Annotated in this window: 17 protein-coding genes; 5 read left to right on the forward strand and 12 right to left on the reverse strand. The window is 37.9% G+C overall.

All coding sequences use genetic code 11. The features are described 5' to 3' along the window. The first annotated feature begins 73 nt into the window (after nucleotides 1–73). Complete coding sequence (locus BFL47_RS09480) at nucleotides 74–454, forward strand: response regulator (RefSeq protein ID WP_069659555.1); 381 nt, start codon at nucleotides 74–76, stop codon at nucleotides 452–454. A gap of 44 nt (nucleotides 455–498) precedes the next feature. After that, the gene (locus tag BFL47_RS09485) at nucleotides 499–804 is read left to right on the forward strand and encodes a YbaB/EbfC family nucleoid-associated protein (protein ID WP_069659556.1); all 306 of its coding nucleotides are present in this window, start codon (nucleotides 499–501) and stop codon (nucleotides 802–804) included. Between the two features lie 73 nt (nucleotides 805–877). On the opposite strand, the gene BFL47_RS09490 is transcribed toward BFL47_RS09485, so the two are convergent. The 12 genes from BFL47_RS09490 to BFL47_RS09545 all read right to left on the reverse strand — a co-directional run bounded on the left by BFL47_RS09490 (nucleotide 878) and on the right by BFL47_RS09545 (nucleotide 12,836). Further along, nucleotides 878–2,137, reverse strand: a complete 1,260-nt coding sequence (locus tag BFL47_RS09490) for a glucose-1-phosphate adenylyltransferase (RefSeq protein WP_069659557.1) — start codon at nucleotides 2,135–2,137, stop codon at nucleotides 878–880. Nucleotides 2,138–2,144: 7 nt separating this feature from the next. After that, entirely contained in the window at nucleotides 2,145–3,560 is a 1,416-nt protein-coding gene (locus tag BFL47_RS09495) for a glycogen synthase (RefSeq protein ID WP_069659558.1), read from the reverse strand. 162 nt (nucleotides 3,561–3,722) lie between these two features. Continuing rightward, the gene (polA, locus tag BFL47_RS09500; protein WP_069659559.1) at nucleotides 3,723–6,527 is read right to left on the reverse strand and encodes a DNA polymerase I; all 2,805 of its coding nucleotides are present in this window, start codon (nucleotides 6,525–6,527) and stop codon (nucleotides 3,723–3,725) included. A 119-nt stretch (nucleotides 6,528–6,646) separates the two neighbouring features. Next, on the reverse strand, nucleotides 6,647–7,216 hold the full coding sequence (locus BFL47_RS09505; RefSeq protein WP_083257092.1) for a DNA-3-methyladenine glycosylase I: 570 nt from the start codon (nucleotides 7,214–7,216) through the stop codon (nucleotides 6,647–6,649). Next, nucleotides 7,216–7,557 (reverse strand): carboxymuconolactone decarboxylase family protein, encoded by a 342-nt coding sequence (locus BFL47_RS09510; protein WP_069659561.1) that lies wholly within the window; start codon nucleotides 7,555–7,557, stop codon nucleotides 7,216–7,218. Before BFL47_RS09510 ends, BFL47_RS09505 begins: the two co-directional genes overlap by 1 nt. Nucleotides 7,558–7,560: 3 nt before the next feature. Beyond that, nucleotides 7,561–7,887, reverse strand: coding sequence for an MGMT family protein (locus BFL47_RS09515; RefSeq protein ID WP_069659562.1), 327 nt, complete (start codon nucleotides 7,885–7,887; stop codon nucleotides 7,561–7,563). Further along, entirely contained in the window at nucleotides 7,887–8,537 is a 651-nt protein-coding gene (gene trmB / locus BFL47_RS09520; protein ID WP_069659563.1) for a tRNA (guanosine(46)-N7)-methyltransferase TrmB, read from the reverse strand. The genes BFL47_RS09515 and trmB overlap by 1 nt, the downstream gene beginning before the upstream one ends. Nucleotides 8,538–9,080: 543 nt before the next feature. Further along, nucleotides 9,081–9,524 (reverse strand): hypothetical protein, encoded by a 444-nt coding sequence (locus tag BFL47_RS09525; protein ID WP_069659564.1) that lies wholly within the window; start codon nucleotides 9,522–9,524, stop codon nucleotides 9,081–9,083. Continuing rightward, nucleotides 9,524–9,883, reverse strand: coding sequence for a hypothetical protein (locus BFL47_RS09530; protein WP_069659565.1), 360 nt, complete (start codon nucleotides 9,881–9,883; stop codon nucleotides 9,524–9,526). The genes BFL47_RS09525 and BFL47_RS09530 overlap by 1 nt, the downstream gene beginning before the upstream one ends. A 39-nt stretch (nucleotides 9,884–9,922) precedes the next feature. Then, nucleotides 9,923–10,201: a YtxH domain-containing protein gene (locus tag BFL47_RS09535; protein ID WP_069659566.1), complete on the reverse strand. Its 279-nt coding sequence runs from the start codon at nucleotides 10,199–10,201 to the stop codon at nucleotides 9,923–9,925. Between the two features lie 166 nt (nucleotides 10,202–10,367). Further along, nucleotides 10,368–11,144, reverse strand: coding sequence for a response regulator (locus BFL47_RS09540; RefSeq protein ID WP_069659567.1), 777 nt, complete (start codon nucleotides 11,142–11,144; stop codon nucleotides 10,368–10,370). 285 nt (nucleotides 11,145–11,429) lie between these two features. Next, nucleotides 11,430–12,836, reverse strand: a complete 1,407-nt coding sequence (locus BFL47_RS09545; RefSeq protein ID WP_069659568.1) for a sigma-54-dependent transcriptional regulator — start codon at nucleotides 12,834–12,836, stop codon at nucleotides 11,430–11,432. 484 nt (nucleotides 12,837–13,320) lie between these two features. On the opposite strand from BFL47_RS09545, the gene BFL47_RS09550 reads away from it, so the two are divergent. Genes BFL47_RS09550 through BFL47_RS09560 form a run of 3 tightly spaced genes read left to right on the forward strand, consistent with a single transcriptional unit; the run spans nucleotide 13,321 to nucleotide 17,774 of the window. Further along, nucleotides 13,321–14,991 carry a glutamine--tRNA ligase/YqeY domain fusion protein gene (locus BFL47_RS09550; protein ID WP_069659569.1) on the forward strand — a complete coding sequence of 557 codons (1,671 nt, stop codon included), beginning with the start codon at nucleotides 13,321–13,323 and terminating at the stop codon, nucleotides 14,989–14,991. After that, nucleotides 14,992–16,272, forward strand: coding sequence for a replication-associated recombination protein A (locus BFL47_RS09555; RefSeq protein ID WP_069659570.1), 1,281 nt, complete (start codon nucleotides 14,992–14,994; stop codon nucleotides 16,270–16,272). 23 nt (nucleotides 16,273–16,295) lie between these two features. Then, on the forward strand, nucleotides 16,296–17,774 hold the full coding sequence (locus BFL47_RS09560; protein ID WP_069659571.1) for a DUF5687 family protein: 1,479 nt from the start codon (nucleotides 16,296–16,298) through the stop codon (nucleotides 17,772–17,774). Nucleotides 17,775–17,776 lie beyond the last annotated feature (2 nt).

Below are 17,776 nucleotides of genomic sequence, written 5' to 3' on the forward strand. Positions count from 1 at the left end.
GTTTAGCATTATAGAAGGCATTTATTGTTGAAAGGAATACTCTAATGAAATATATATTTTTATTTATACAAAAATGAGCAAGGTCTTTATCATCGATGATGATGTAATTCATCAAAGGATTGCCCAAATAATGATTGAAAAACATCATACTTATAATGTTATAACCAGTTATACCGAAGCTATTAAGGCCTTAGAGTTTATTAGTGAAAATTTGAATAATAAATCAGAGCTTCCTAATGTTATCTTATTAGATTTAAATATGCCGGTTGTTGATGGATGGGATTTTTTGAAAAGATTTAAGCAGTTTGATCAGGAGCTAATTAAAGATATCCATATTTATATTGTAAGCTCATCGGTAGATGAAACAGACAAAATAAGAGCTCTGGCATATCCACCGGTAAAGGGTTTTATCTCCAAACCATTATCCCCTGCAATTCTTAAAGGATTGATTTAAACTATTTAGTACTTCGTATTGTTTAATTAAAAAAACTGATTATTATGTTTGATAAATTGATGCAGGTACAGCAGCAAGCTGAAGAAATAAAGAAAAGGTTAGATTCTATTAGCGTTAAAGGAGAAGCTGAAGGTGGTAAAATAGTAGTTACTTCAAATGGTAACAAACACATCAGCGCAATTCATATTGAGGAGGAGTACTATAAAAATGCCGATAGGGAAGAATTAGAGGAGCTAATTGCAGTAGCCGTAAATAAAGCGCTTGTGCAGGCCGAAAATGTACATCAGGTGGAAATGCAAGCTTTAAGCACGAATATGCTTGGTGGTCTTGGAAACCTTTTTAATGGCTAATTTTGTATAAGTTTTTATATATAAGAAGAGCGGCTACCCATTTAGGTAGCCGCTCTTCTTATATATATTGTAATTAAATTATGGTTCCATTAGGTAAGATGGCGGCTTTCTTGACGACTACTATTCCATCTCTTACAGTATGGGTTTCGTAGTCACCGTCTTCCAGATGAGGGCCACCGTTAATTTGTACGTCATTACCAATGCGGCAATTTTTATCCAGTATGGCGTTATTAATACAACATCTTTCCCCAACCCCCATTATAGGTGAAGAGCTGGATTTGGCTTCTTCCAGTTGATCCAGTGTTTGATAATAGTCATTTCCCATCACATAGGTTGATTCTATGGTCGTTCCTCTTCCTATTCGTGTTCTGATGCCGATAACTGATCGCTCAATGCGACTGGCATCAATAATACAACCATCAGCAACAAGAGTTTTCTCTAATGTTGTACCCATTATTTTGGATGGAGGCAGCATACGTGCTCTGGAAAAAATACTTTTTTTATCAAATAGGTTGAATGAAGGGATGTCGTCAGTTAAGCCGATGTTCGCTTCAAAGAAGGATGCAATTGTACCTATATCTGTCCAATATCCATCATATTGATAACTAATTACTTTTTTCTTATTAATGGCTTCAGGGATAATCTCTTTTCCAAAATCAGTATGCGGGTCATTGGTTAGGATATCAAAAATTACATCTTTATTAAAGATATAGATTCCCATGGAGGCTTGGTATAGACGTCCCTGTGCTTTCATTTCGTCGCCTACTTCTGATGCCCAGTCTTCTAATCCTGTTTTAGGCTTTTCAATGAAAGAAGTAATGTTTGAATTTTCATCTATCTTCATAATTCCGAATGAAGAAGCGTCTTTGGCATTAACAGGGATCGTAGCGACCGAAATATCTGCTTTATTGGCGGTATGTTTTTCGAGCATATCATTGAAATCCATCTGATATAACTGATCTCCGGAGAGAATCAATACATACTCGAACTCAAAAGGAGCGATATGATGCAGACATTGTCTTACGGCGTCTGCTGTTCCCTGATACCAGCCACTATTGCCCGGGGTTTGCTCCGCTGCCAGTATATCAACAAAACCACTGCTAAAAACATTGAAGTGGTAGGTGTTTTTAATGTGCTTGTTAAGAGATGCTGAATTGAATTGCGTTAGGACAAAAATCCGGTCGATTCCAGAGTTAAAACAGTTGGATATGGGAATATCAACTAAGCGGTATTTACCGGCTATAGGAACCGCTGGTTTGGAGCGGGTTGCAGTAAGAGGATGAAGCCGGGACCCTTGTCCGCCTCCCAGAATTACTGAAATAACTTTAGACATATCTATATTATTTAAGGCTGTTATAAAGATCTATGTATTGGTTTGCTGAACGAGTCCACGAGAAATCCAGTAACATCATTCTTTTACGTAACAAGCGAAGGCCACCTGTGTTTGCATATAATTCAATTGCGCGGTTAATTGATTCGGTTATGGTATCAGTGTCCAGATCTTCAAAACAAATCCCATAACCTTCAGGCTCTGAAATGTCAATTACTGAGTCTTTTAGTCCTCCTGTACTTCTGACTATAGGCATTGTTCCATATTTCAATGCATACAGCTGATTCAGTCCACAAGGTTCAACACGCGAAGGCATCAGCAGAAAATCTGCACCTGCATAAATGCGATGCGATAGTGCTTCATCGTATCCTATAAAAACAGCATAATCCTTGTTGTATTTTTCTTTTAATACCATTAATTGTTCTTCAATGACTGGATCTCCTGAACCAAGGATAAGGATGTTTACTTTTCCTTTTGACGTGTCTAGAATTTGTTCTATTGCTGCAGAGAGCAGGTCGGCACCTTTTTCATCTACTAATCTTCCAATAAAAGCGACTATTGGTTTCGATAAAGTGAAACCGAACTCTTTGCAGAGGACCTTTTTGTTTTCCTGCTTTCCTTTACTTACATTATCCAGGTTATAGGTTTTTGGTATCAAAGGGTCAGTGCCCGGATTCCATACATCAGTGTCTATTCCATTAAGGATACCTGTACCTTTTCTCTGTTCGGCAATAAACAAAGCTTCAAGTCCTTTTGAACTGATTTTAAGTTCTTCGAGATAAGTAGGTGATACCGTTGTGAATTTCCAGCTTGCTTTAACAGCTGCAGCTAATGGATTGATGGCTCCTCCCCAATCGAGTATTCCTCTTGTCCAGGGATCTGTATCGGGTAGATAATCAAACTTATCCCAACCAAACCAGCCTTGATACTGTCCATTATGTATGGTCAGGATAGAAGGGATCGTAGAAAGAAATCGATAACGGTATGCGTGAGATAATAGGTAGGGGACAAGACCTGTATGGTTGTCATGGCAATGAATTATATCCGGTTTAGTAGTAAAAGTTAATAACCACTCCAGAAAGGCCAGTTGAAAAGCAATAAATTGTTCTGTTTCATCGGGATAAGAATAGATTTCAGAACGGTCAAGAAGTCCTGGAATGCGGATCGTATGAAGGAAGAAACCTAGCTTATTGGTGCTTTCTTTCAAAACTTGAAAGGGGAGAAGCCGGTCACCCATTCTTACTACCGATTCAAACACTATTTCGAAATTATTCTCCCTGGTAAATTTCCTGTCATAATAAGGAGTTACTACAAGTGCCGTAATACCCAGTTCTTGCTGGTATTTTGGTAATGATCCAACTACATCACCCAATCCACCCACTTTAGCTAAGGGGTAACATTCTGCGCTCAAATGAATTACAACCATCGTAAAATAAGGATTTAATTATACTATTTAGCTTGAAAATGTAAACCTAACAAACACGGTCATATTCAACAAAATATGGCTTATTTTTACTTATTGAAAAGTTAACGAGTTAAATGTATTGATTATTTTACGTGTATTTAAACATTTTAATGAATTAAAATTTTAATGTGCTTTGAGCCAATTTGTTCCTGAACCCATTTCTACGAGAATAGGAACAGTGGTTTTAATAGCATTCTTCATCCGGTCTTCAACAATCACTTTAACTTGTTCTAATTCAGGGATAACGACATCAAAAACCAATTCATCATGAACCTGCATAGTCATTTTTGACTTTAGTTTTTGTTCCTTAAAATCTTGATGAATATGAATCATGGCGACTTTAATCAGGTCGGCAGCTGATCCCTGAATGGGAGCATTAATGGCATTTCGTTCGGCAAAGCCACGTACTGTAGCGTTTGCTGAATTGATATCTCTTAAATACCTTCTTCTTCCCATTATAGTTTCCACATAGCCATTCTCACGTGCAAAGTTCATGGTATCGTTCATATACCGTTTAATGCCTGAATATTGATTAAAATATTCTTCGATAATAGCAGCGGCTTCCTTTCTTGGAATATTTAAACTTTGTGAGAGGCCGAAAGCAGACTGTCCATAAATAATTCCAAAGTTTACAGCTTTTGCATTGCGGCGCTTGTTTGAATCAACCTCTTCCAGCGCAATACCATATACTTTGGCAGCAGTAGCGGTATGAATATCTAATCCCTGAGCAAAAGCATCCATCATATTTTCATCCCTGCTAATTTCCGCGATCAGACGTAATTCAATTTGGGAATAATCTGCAGAAAGCAGGATATGGTTTTCATCCCTTGGGATAAATGCTTTGCGCACTTCTCTACCTCGCTCAGTGCGTATTGGAATGTTCTGCAGGTTGGGGTTATTGGAACTTAAGCGCCCGGTTGCGGCAACTGCCTGGTTATAGGAAGTGTGGACGCGTCCTGTTTTGGGGTTGATCAATAAAGGTAATGAGTCCACATAGGTAGATTTAAGTTTTTGCAATTGCCTGAAATCAAGTATGTCACGTGCGATATCGCTTTTGTTTGATAGTGCACTTAACACATCTTCACCGGTTTGGTATTGCCCTGTTTTTGTCTTTTTTGCTTTAGGGTCGAGCTGCAACTTATCAAACAGTACTTCGCCAAGCTGTTTTGGCGATGCTATATTAAACCGAACACCAGCTTTATCGTAAATAGTGGTTTCAAGAAGGCGGATATCAGTTTCCAACTGTATAGAATATTCAGCAAGAGCAACTTTATCAATCCTTACACCTTCCCTTTCCATGTCGGCAAGGACATAAATTAAAGGTGTTTCTACGTTTCTGAATAAAGCATCGGCATTTGCAATGTGAAGCTTGGGCTCAAATACTCCTTTTAGTTGTAAAGTAATATCGGCATCTTCAGCTGCATATTCCTTGATGCGCTCAATCTCTACATCACGCATGTTTCCCTGGTTTTTTCCTTTACTCCCGATCAGTGAGGTAATTTCTACGGGCTTATAACCCAGATAGTTTTCGGACAGGATATCCATGTTATGCCTTGTATCGGGATCTAACAGATAATGCGCCAGCATGGTGTCAAATAATTTACCACGCACATTTACACCATACCAGTTCAGTACAAGGATATCGTATTTTAAATTTTGTCCGGTCTTCTCTATATTTTCATTCTCAAACAAGGATTTAAACTGAGAAATCAGCGCTGCTGCCAATACCTGATCTTCGGGTACGGGTACATACCAGGCGTCTGCGGTTTTTATAGAGAAGGAGAGTCCTACAATTTGGCAATTATTAGCATCAAGACAAGTGGTTTCACTATCGAAACAAAAAGATTTAGTGGAGGATAAAATAGTTATGAGCTCTGTTATGGTTTCAGGACTGTCAGCCAGATGATAGGTGTGCGGAGTGCTTTCAATGTTTTTCATGACCAAGGTTTCCTGCTCAGGCTCTTCGATAAGCGTTTTAGGCTCTGGTATTGCTATCGGTTGTCCAAAAAGATCGGTCTGCTGTCCATACCCCAGGATTGGTGGGATTTCTTCATGAAGCAGTTCAGCAAAAACGCGGCGTCCGATAGTCCGGAACTCCAGTTCAGCAAATAAGGGTTCAAGCAATTCTCTACTGGGAGATGAAAGGAGTAGGGCATCTTCATCTAGTTCTACGGGTGCATTCAGTAAAATGGTAGCCAGTTTTTTTGAGACAAGTCCTTGTTCGGCAAATTTCTCTACATTCTCTTTCATTTTGCCTTTCAGCTGATGACTGTTGGCAATCACTCCTTCAACGGAGCCAAATTGTTTAATCAGTATTTTGGCTGTTTTTTCCCCTATCCCGGGAATCCCTGGTATGTTATCTACTGCATCACCCCACATGCCTAAGATGTCGATCACCTGCAATACGTTCTCAATTTCCCATTTTGCCAATACTTCTGGGACACCGATAATCTCCATATCGTTGCCCATTCTGGAGGGTTTATAGACAAATATATTTTCAGATACGAGTTGTGCAAAATCCTTATCAGGAGTCATACAAAAGACAGTATAACCTGCCTTTTCAGCTTTTTTAGCGAGTGTTCCAATGATGTCATCTGCTTCATATCCGTCAGAAGTGATTACAGGGATTCTAAATCCTTCAATAACCCGGAATACATAAGGTATAGCTGCGGATAAGTCTTCAGGCATGGCCTGCCTGTGCGCTTTATAATCAGTAAACTCAATATGTCTTTCAGTTGGAGCTTCCGTATCAAATACAACTGCAATATGTGTAGGGTTTTCTTTTTTAAGTATCTCCAATAATGTGTTGGTAAATCCCATCACAGCGGATGTGTTTACACCATCGGAAGTAAATCGGGGATTTTTGCTAAGTGCAAAATGCGCTCTGTAAATAAGAGCCATGCCATCTAAAAGAAATAATTTTTTCATTTATACTGTATATGTTTTGGAGTTCCCATAAGTGTCAGCAGCCAAATCTTATGTCTGGCAATCCGATATAAGCAACTTTTACAAAGGTAAAAACTAGGGTAATAGATTGTTATTAAAATTTAACGGAAAGAGCAAGATTCTATATGGTCATTTACTATGCCTGTGGCCTGCATGAAAGCATAACAAATAGTTGTTCCAAAGAATTTGAGTCCTCTTTTCTTTAAGTCTTTTGAAATAGCATCAGATATTTCGGTACGTGTGGGCACTTCTGAAAGTGCTTTTCGCTTACTCTGTATGATTTGGTTAGCTGGCATAAAGGAATACAAGTAAGCATAAAATGATCCATACTCTTGTTGAATCTGGATAAAGAGTTTTGCATTACTTATTGATGAAGTGATTTTTAGCCGGTTACGGATAATACCTTCGTTTTGCATCAGTTTTTCAATGTCTGAAGAATCAAATTGGGCAACCTTCTCCACATCAAACTGTGCGAATGCATTCCTGTAATTTTCACGGCGTTTGAGGATGGTGATCCAGCTTAAGCCAGCTTGAGCAGATTCAAGAATCAAAAATTCGAAAAATATATGGTCATCTGAAACCGCCTTTCCCCATTCTTTATCATGATATTCGATATATAAGGGGTCTTTACCACACCAGCTGCATCTGATTAAGTTCTCCGAAGTTTCCATCATGCATTCAGTTCATCCCAATATTCTACTGCACGCCGGTAATGCGGTATTACAATTGAACCTCCAACTAGGTTTGCAATCATAAAAACTTCATTCAGTTCGGCAGTACTTAGACCAGCTTCATGACATTTGCCAAGATGGTACTTGATACAATCATCACAGCGGAGGACCATTGATGCTACAAGGCCTAACATCTCCTTCGTTTTTACATCTAAGGCGCCTTCAGCATATGATGTTGTATCAAGGGCAAAAAATCGTTTAATATTTGTATTTGCAGTTTCCATTACCCGGTCATTCATCCGGCTGCGATAGTCATTAAAATCGGTTACTAATTTTCCCATTTATTATTGATTTAAGGGGTTCCAGAATAATTCATTAAAGTTAACTACCTGATCATTTTTCACTTCGACACCTTCGCTTTTAAGCATTTCTTCCATAAGGCTATTTGTAGCGAATGCTTTCTTGCCGGTTAAAAGTCCTTGTCTGTTTACTACCCGATGGGCAGGTACAGGAGGATTAGCTGTTCCAGAGGCATTCATTGCGTAGCCAACCATACGGGAGGAGCCTTTTGTTCCAAGACTTTCAGCTATTGCACCATAAGTGGATACTCTACCATAAGGGATTTGCCTGACTACTTCACATACCTTGTCGAAAAAGCTAATCTGATCCATTACTTAAAGCTAAAGCTTAAATAATTGATATTTTTATCATTAGCCAGATATTTTTTTTCATAATAGGTCTTAATGGAAAGGACATCTGTTACTAAGTCAGAGTGATAAAGATCTTCCGTGCGCTTCAGTAAATTCATGTCGTGTTCACCGATCATCTTTAGCGTAAACTCATGAAAAGCATCGCTATCGGTTTTCAAGTGTAAAATCCCTTCAGGAGTAAAGATAATTTTATATTTATTAAGAAAACGAGTGGAAGTAAGCCTTTTTTTCTCCCTGCTTAGCTGTGGCTGTGGGTCAGGAAAGGTGATCCAAATTTGAGCTATTTCACCTTCATCAAAATAATCCAATATGTTTTCTATCTGAATACGAAGAAAAGCAACGTTGCTGATATTTTCTTCTATTGCAGTTTTAGCACCTCTCCAAATGCGATTGCCTTTATAGTCTATCCCAATGAAGTTATGGTCGGGAAAGAGTTTTGCCAGGCTCACGGTATATTCACCTTTACCACATGCAAGTTCTAAAATAAGTGGTTTATCATTTTGAAAATGATCTTTGCTCCAGTTTCCCTTAAACGGTTTCCCTTCATCTAATTGCATTACGTTCGCGAACGTTTCTATCTCAGCGAATCGTCTTAATTTATCTTTGCCCATTGATTTGAATTCGGTGCAAAAATAGAGTTTTATTTATTGGGAAGGAATTGCCCAATTGGGGAAACTAATAGTAAAAAATTCCCATATAAAATTAATATTATTAAATTCTACCTGCCTTAGTGTTCCAGACAAAGAGATTATAAGAAACATTCTCTTATGGAATAAATTTTGCTTAATAGTTTACGAGCGAGACATAATTTAAAAAATATTTCTCTCCAAAAATAATTTGCATTTTTATTGGATGCAGATTATTGCAGATTGATTAACCTAATATTAATTTATCAACGACAACTAATTCATGAAAATTCTAATTATTTTATTCTTAAGCTCGGCACTTTTTGTATTCATCTGTTCATTAGGCCATTTACCTCAGAATAGAGATATTGAAATTTATTTTGATGTGATTGCTTTAATAGGTTTCGTTGGAGTTGGTGTTTTTGTATCAAAATACATCAAAAAGATGTTTAGTCTATAAAATCCGAAAAATTAAACGCAATAATATTAAAAAAGCATCAGCTATACGTACATGCTTTTTAATATAGCCTAATAACTTTCACTGTCGGGAGGTATTCCATAATCACGGGGAGCTGCTTTTTTCTTAGTAGTAGGAATAAACTTTTTAAGTATTCCCTGAAATTTATCCACCAGGCCTGTTACTGTATTTGAAGTCACTTGCTTAGCAGCCTTTTGAGACAAGAATGTAATTAACATCTTGGCTACAAATCCAGATTTTTTAAAAAGAAATCCATTCATTACTAAAGGAATACCTACACGCGCTAAATTTGTAAACAAGTCTTGATTTAACAGCGTTTTTGTAAATGATTGATTGTTGCTGCTTCCATTTCTAAATAAGCTGGTTATCGTATGAAATATAGCTGAAGGACTATTTATTCTTTCTTTAATAACCTCCTCTTGTTGAAAATTTTTAACCTTAAGGAGTTGAATCTCCGCCTGTAACTCTGCCAGACTAATAAAGCTCTTTTCCATTATTTCCCCTTTTTGTTAAATATTTTTTTAATCATAAAATCCTGAAGGAATTTAGTGATGTATTTTTCTTTAGTAGCGTTGGCAATTAAAGCTAGAGCAAGATAAAGGAGTGCAATAATCCCAAAGCCAGCAGCATACGAATTCAATAACTCACCTAAAAAAAGTGCAAGTGTCAGAGATGCAAATAGAAAAGTCAATAACATAGCAATTACGATAAAGGCATCTGTTATTAAGCTCGCTATCAAAACGGTAAGTTTGTCAATAGCGGTTAGTCTGGTAAGTTCTACTTTAGTAGAGATATATTCTTTTATTAAAGAAACAAAGTCTTCACTTTGTTTCTGATCATGAGATTCGGGCATAAGCGTATAATAAATGAACAAATTCCAATAAGCAAACTCCTAAGCGGGCTCTGATTGAGTATTCTTTACTTCATCAATATCGTCCTCTAATGATCCCAGTGTGCTTTTTATGTTATCAACTATTTTATCTTTAAGAGAAGCAAGATTATCGATTTCTTCAGCAGCACGATCTTTAATTGTATCACCAAGATTTTTTAAAGCATCATTGAACTTGTCACGTGTTTCTGTTCCTTTTTCTGGAGCAAAAAGAATTCCTAGTGCTGCGCCTGCTGCTATTCCTGCTAATAATGCTAATAATACTTTTGAATCGTCGTTCATGGCTTCAAAGTTTAAGTTTTGATGGTAATTTAATTAACTTTTATAAATACAATGAAAGCTAATAACTGTTTTGATTTAATTTTCTAAAGTAAGGTACTATAATACCATTATACTCGATGGGCAAGTTATCAATTAATAGCGAAGAAAGACGATGATTGAAGTTTTTTTAAGGACTAGCCGTCAGCGAGTTTTCAGTGTTTGAACAAATCTCGTTTAGAAAAACGTAATTAAGCACGAGTTCACCATGTTGAGGAATCACTGAAAATGCGCTCACTCTGCAAGTTTTTATCTCTCCAAGGAGGGTGATAAAATTAATGATCATATTTGCTGTACCTTGTTCTTCCATTACTTCTATTAACTTCTCATAGGAATACTGATTCTGAAAAAAAGTATCAAAATTAATAGCATACAGATTGTTTTCCGCTATACCGAGCAAGTTTACTGCTGAATAGTTGGCTCCATACACACGCCCCGTATTATCCGTTATAAGTATGGATTCTTTAGAGCGTTCAAATAGTGTTCGAAATGTATATTCACTTTGTTTTAACTTGCCTAAGTTTTGCGATTGTTGCGTTGCATAAGAAATCGCCCGTTCTAAGGCTACAGTCGTTAATTGTTGTTTGATCAGGTAGTTCGCTGCGCCATTTTTTAAAGCTTGTTCATCGATTTTTTTATTTTCCTGAGAGGTTAGAATGATGACAGGTTCATTGCAATTTGATTTTAAAGCTTCCTTCAATAGTTCAAGACCAGTGTTATTATCCAGATTGTAATCGATTAGGTAAAGGTCGTAGAAAGACTTTAACATGGCATTAATAGCCTCTTTGTAATTATTGCACCAGGTCAGCTCATATAGATTTTGGCTGATTCCAAAAGTTAAATAATCACGTACAAGATTATAATCATCTTCATTGTTATCAATAAACAATATTTTAATGGTTTGCATCTTGTGTTATTTAACGTAGGGAAGTATTCTGGATATAATAAGTCTCCATTTAGATTTTAAGCCATAAAAAATAATTCCTTCCAATAGCTCTTTTGAATATAAATGATGAAACATACTTTTATAGTGATAATCAAATTTAATGCCATTAAGCACTGATTATCCCAGCTGTTAAAGAATCAGATAAGTAGCAATCTGCATTAAAATGAAGAAATGATTTAACCGGAGAGAGAAACTTCCGGGAAGTCAGTTAAGAAGTAGATATAGATCAAGCTTAATAAGCTAAATTTATTCCAAATTAATGGCTTTCATCTTATTGTATAGCGTCTTTCTATCTATATTCAATAGTTGTGCAGCCTTAGTTTTGTTAAAATTAACTTCTTTAAGAACCCGTAAAATGGTCTCATATTCAGCTTCAAGTGCAGCGTCCTTCAATCCGCGTTTATGATCACGTAAATGAATGCTGTCTACAGCTGTTTCAATTGCTGATACTTTTGCAAAAGTTGAAATCTCAAGGGGAATAGACTTCAGTTGAATTTTACTGGACTCAGATAATAGCGTAGCTCTTCTAATCACATTCTTTAATTCACGAACGTTTCCGGGCCAGTTGTATGTCATCAGGCATTCTATAACTTCATCCGAGAACCCCTCTACGTTTTTATTCAGCTCTTTATTAGTAAACTTTAAAAAGTTCTGAGCAAAAATGATAATATCAACTTCTCTATTTCTTAGAGGGGGAAGAAGGATATTGAATTCATTAAAACGATGGTAAAGGTCTTCTCTAAAACGGCCTTTTTGAATGGCCTCCTGAAGATTTTCATTTGTTGCAACGATAAGACGTACGTCAAGATCAATTTCTTTTGTGCCACCAATTCGTTTGACTTTTCTTTCCTGCACGGTACGTAAAAGTGCCGCTTGAATCTCGTAAGATAGATTTCCTACTTCATCCAGGAAAAGAGTTCCTCCGTTAGCCAGTTCAAAATGGCCTATCTTCGTGTACAGCGCTCCTGTAAAAGAACCTTTCTCATGTCCGAAGAACTCACTTCCAGCCAATTCTTTAGTAAGAGAGCCACAGTCCATAGCGATAAACGGCTTATCTCTGCGATTACTTTTTAAATGTATTGCATGAGCAATAGATTCTTTTCCTGTTCCACTTTCACCTGTTAAAATAACACTGTAGTTTGTAGGAGATATTAATTCAATTTGCTTGAGTAATTCTTTAGCTGCAGTACTCTCTCCTATAACATATTGTTCGGGATAGTCGCCTGTCTTGTTGCTTCTTTCATTCTGATTAAAATCGGAAATAACACTTGTCCTTGGAGTTGACAAAGCAACCTGTGTTTCAAAAGCTTTATTGATTGTATTTAAAATTTCGTCGGGATATAGTGGTTTCGTAATGTAATCATAGGCCCCCATTTTTATTAATTCAACGGCAAGTTTGATATCTGAGTAGCCCGTTATAATAATTACACCTGTACCTGGATAAAGCGTTTTTATTTTCTTTAAAATTTCCCTTCCATCTGTATCCTCAAGTCGGAAGTCGCATAATACTAAATGATAGGTTTCTTTGGAAAGTAAATCCATAGCTGAAGCCCCACTTAACGCTGTATTTACCTCATATCCGTTCCTTGTTAGGAACTTCGATAATAAAAGGCCAATATTTACTTCATCATCAACTATTAAAATCCTTTTCATAATAAATTTACAAACGGAAATAAAGATAAATTATATATTCAACATGGGAAATTATTTCTACAACTAATGTAAAGATTAACCAATTTTGCCACAGTTTCGATGTTAGACACCGTTATTTAATTAATATTTACCATAATCACACTCCGTTTTATAATTATTTTTAATCTTTGTGACACCAGGTAGAGCTCAACTAGGTCCCGCGTTCATTATTACAAGGCTTTTTTTCCCTGCTATACTCCTTCTTTCTTCGCTAGTTCTTCGACTAAACACGGAACAACAGCGAAGCTGCAACGAACAAGCAAGCTCTATGAATCGAACCACCAAGCCAGTTGTCTTCAAGATGGTTCCTCGCTTTAACGAATTGATATTATCGTAATTTATACTGCCGAAAAGTTTGATGCTATACCTAATTCCATATTAATAGAAGAATTCTAATCGCTAAAGCTTAAATGTTTAGTACTTTTGTAGCCTTTTTAAGGCATATATGAGCGAAGAACGGTCACTGAATTTTATAGAAGAAATAATAGAAGAAGATATAAGGAATGGGAAAAATGATGGACGTGTGCATACGCGTTTCCCGCCTGAACCTAATGGCTACCTGCACATCGGTCATGCTAAATCAATCTGTCTGAATTTTGGACTCGCCCGAAAATATAACGGCAAAACCAATCTTCGTTTTGATGACACTAATCCGGAGAAGGAAGAAACTGAATATGTAGAAAGTATTAAAGAAGATGTCAGATGGCTTGGGTTTGAATGGGAAGAGGAGTTATATGCTTCTGATTATTTTGATCAGATCTATTCTTTCGCGGTAAAGCTTATTGAAAAAGGACTTGCCTACGTAGACGATAGTAGCCCCGATGAAATAGCTTTGCAAAAAGGTACCCCAACGGAAGCCGGTGTTGCAAATCAATACAGAAGCCGTAGTATAGCCGAAAACCTTCTTTTGTTTTCTGAAATGAAGGAAGGTAAGTATAAAGACGGCGAGCGGGTATTACGTGCGAAAATAGATCTCGCATCACCAAACATGCATCTGCGTGATCCTATTATGTACCGGATCCGTCATGTAAATCATCACCGTACAGGGGACACCTGGTGCATTTACCCGATGTATGATTTCGCTCATGGTCAGTCAGATTCCATTGAAAAGATTACACATTCTATTTGTACACTAGAATTTATACCCCATCGTCCTTTATATGATTGGTTTATAGATGAATTGGAAATATTCCCTACCAAACAATATGAGTTTGCACGGTTGAATATGACCTATACCGTGATGAGCAAGCGCCGTTTACTGCAATTAGTAAACGAGGGGTTTGTGAATGGCTGGGATGATCCACGGATGCCCACCATAAGTGGTATGCGCCGCAGAGGATATACGCGTGACTCTATTCTGGAGTTTTGCGACCGTATTGGTGTAGCCAAAAGAGAGAATGTAATTGATGTAAGTCTGCTTGAATTCTGTGTCAGGGAAGATTTAAATAAATCTGCCTGGAGACGGATGGCTGTGCTTGATCCTCTTAAGCTGGTGATCACTAATTATCCGGAAGGACAGGAAGAAATCTTTGAAGGCGAAAACAATCCGGAAGTAGAAGGTGGGGATGGCTCAAGGGCAATTCCTTTCAGTCGCGAGTTGTGGATTGAGCGGGATGACTTTATGGAAATCCCCTCTAAGAAGTATTTTAGACTCGGTCCAGGTTTAATGGTCAGATTAAAAAGCGCGTATATCATTAAATGCGACGATTTTGTAAAGGACGAACAAGGTAATGTAACTGAGGTTCATTGTTCTTATATCCCGGAATCTAAATCAGGCCATGATACATCAGCCATTAAGGTTAAGGGTACGATCCACTGGGTCAGTATTCCTCATGCCTCAAAAGCTGAGGTAAGGTTATATGACCGGCTTTTCAATGATGAAGATCCAATGTCCAATGGAAAGGATTTTTTAGAAATTATTAATCAGGCAAGTTTGCAGGTAATGCCTGAAGTATATATGGAGCCGGATATGGCACATGCAGAAATGGGTCGTGGATACCAGTTTATACGTAAAGGATATTATACCTTAGATAAAGATTCCGTAGAAGGAAATCTTGTTTTCAATCGTACGGTAACATTAAAAGACACCTGGGCAAAGGAAGTTAAGAAAGGATAAATGGCTACAATACCTCCATTAGCAGAGCGTATGCGTCCGGCAACGCTGGATGATTACTCTGGACAACAGCATTTGGTTGGCCCGAATGCTGTGTTGCGCAAGGCTATTGAGAGTGGAAACCTACCCTCTATGATCTTGTGGGGGCCTCCCGGTGTAGGTAAAACTACGCTGGCTTATATTATATCACAACGATTGAGCAGGCCTTTTTTTAGTCTGAGTGCAATCAATTCTGGCGTTAAAGATGTCCGTGAGGTAATAGAAAAGGCGGCGAAGCTTAAAGAAACGGAGGATAACCTTCCTGTGTTGTTTATAGATGAAATCCATAGATTCTCTAAGTCGCAACAAGATTCTTTACTTGGGGCGGTAGAAAGGGGACTGGTTACTTTAATTGGTGCGACCACAGAAAATCCATCTTTTGAGGTGATATCTGCCCTTTTATCAAGGAGTCAGGTTTATATTCTTAAGAACCTGACGGAAGAAGACCTGCTTGAATTAATCAACAGGGCAATCACACAGGATCAATATCTTTCAAAAAAGAAGATTCTTGTTAAGGAGCACGAAGCCCTGATGCGCCTTTCAGGGGGAGATGCAAGGCGTTTACTGAATGTGCTGGAGCTAGTAGTCAATGCAAGTGGAAAAGACGAAGTAGAGATTACGAATGAGATTGTATTGGCACATGTGCAGCAGAATATGGCGATGTATGATAAAGCAGGGGAGAATCATTATGATATCATTTCCGCTTTTATCAAGTCCATACGAGGGAGCGATCCCAATGCAGCCGTTTATTGGCTGGCACGCATGATTGCCGGGGGAGAAGATCCTTCCTTTATTGCACGTCGTTTATTGATCCTTGCTTCAGAAGATATTGGCAATGCGAATCCGAATGCATTGCTATTGGCCAATACCTGTTTCCAGGCGGTGAATGTAATAGGGTGGCCTGAATCGCGTATTATTCTATCGCAGACGGTTACCTACCTGGCTTCCTCTGCGAAAAGCAATGCAAGTTATATGGCCATTGCTATGGCACAAGAGCTGGTGAGCAGCACTGGCGATCTGCCCGTTCCCCTTCATATCCGGAATGCTCCTACCAAGCTGATGAAAAACATTGGATATGGTAAAGATTACAAATACGCCCATTCTTACGAAAATAATTTTAAGGAGCAGGAGTATTTTCCAGCGCCATTAAGTGGTACCAAACTGTACGATCCTGGAGATAACGCCAGTGAGCAAAAGCTCCGTGAAAAGCTCCGTTCCTTGTGGAAAAATAAGTATAAATATTAAAAAGATATTTTTATCTTGGATGCATGATCTTATCCTTTTTGCAACACCAGTGGAAAGCATTCTGGCGATCTAAAAATACGGGTAAAAGTGTAGCAGTACGAGTTGTAATGGCTTTTCTACTGCTGTATCTCTTTCTTAATGTAGTAGTTGTCGCCTATTTTTTAGATGAAATCCTAGATGAGCTCTTCCCCTTAGAGCGTGTACTTGATGCCTTCAATGGTATTTTACTGTATTACTTTATTTTTGATCTGCTGATGCGTTTCCAATTGCAGGAGCTGCCTACCTTAAGTGTCAGGCCTTATCTTGCCTTGCGTGTTAGCCGAGATCAGATTGTGAATTATTTAAGCGTGAGTTCACTGTGGACAGGATTCAATCTGGCTCCCGTTATGCTTACCCTACCCTTCCTTTTGAAACAGGTCTTACCTTACCATGGAGTAGGGATCTTTTGGGGCTATCTTCTGGCAATTATAGGCTTAACATTGTTTAATCATTTCTTCAGTCTTTGGTTTAAACGAAAAGTAAACCTGAACAGTTGGTTTTTATTAGCCTTTGTAGCAGTAGTGGCAGGTTTAGGCTTGCTGGATTTTCACTGGCATATCATTTCGATCTCCTATGTATCCAAATTGCTTTTTACTCATTTATATCAGCTGCCGGTATTGGCTTTCATTCCTTTATTTATGGCCATAGCCATATTTTTTATTAACTATAAATTTCTAAAGAATAACCTCTATCTGGATGAACTTCGATCTGATCACTCCGGAGAGAAAACAAGTACGGATATTTCGTTCTTCAATAAATTTGGCGTTGCCGGACAATTGGCCGCAACAGAACTTAAATTAGTACTGCGAAATAAAAGACCATCATCATCCCTTAAAATCTGTGGTTTGATGATGTTTTATGGTTTGCTGTTTTACCCAAACCCAGCATATGGTGTTGGTTTCGGATGGAAAATTTTTGCGGGCATGTTCATGACCGGGATCTTCATTATCAACTACGGGCAGTTCATGTTTAGCTGGCAGGCCAGTCACTTTGATGGTATTATGGCGCATAAAATTAAGGCTTTGGATTTTTTTAAGTCTAAGTTAATCCTGTTTTATTCCTTTTCTTCCATTACTTACATCCTGACGATACCTTATGTATACTTCGGTTGGAAGGTGTTATTAGTACAATCAGCCATGCTTTTATGGAATCTGGGAATAAATACACTGATTGTATTGTACTTTGCTACCCGCAATTATAAGCGGATTGATTTATCAAAAGGCGCTTCATTTAACTGGGAGGGGGTAGGTGCTTCTCAGTGGATTTTAAGTATTCCTTTGTTTACCCTTCCATTTGTTGTTTATGCCCCATTCAGTCTTTTGGGGCAATCTATGGCCGGAGTATTATGCATCGGATTTGTTGGTTTAGCAGGCATGATGACCAGGAACTTCTGGCTCGGCTTGCTGGTTAAAGAGTTTAGTGAAAAGCGTTACCAAATTGCAGAAGGGTTTAGAAACGAATAATC

The sequence above is a fragment of the Arcticibacter eurypsychrophilus genome (assembly GCF_001730525.1).
Classification (GTDB): Bacteria; Bacteroidota; Bacteroidia; order Sphingobacteriales; family Sphingobacteriaceae; genus Arcticibacter; species Arcticibacter eurypsychrophilus.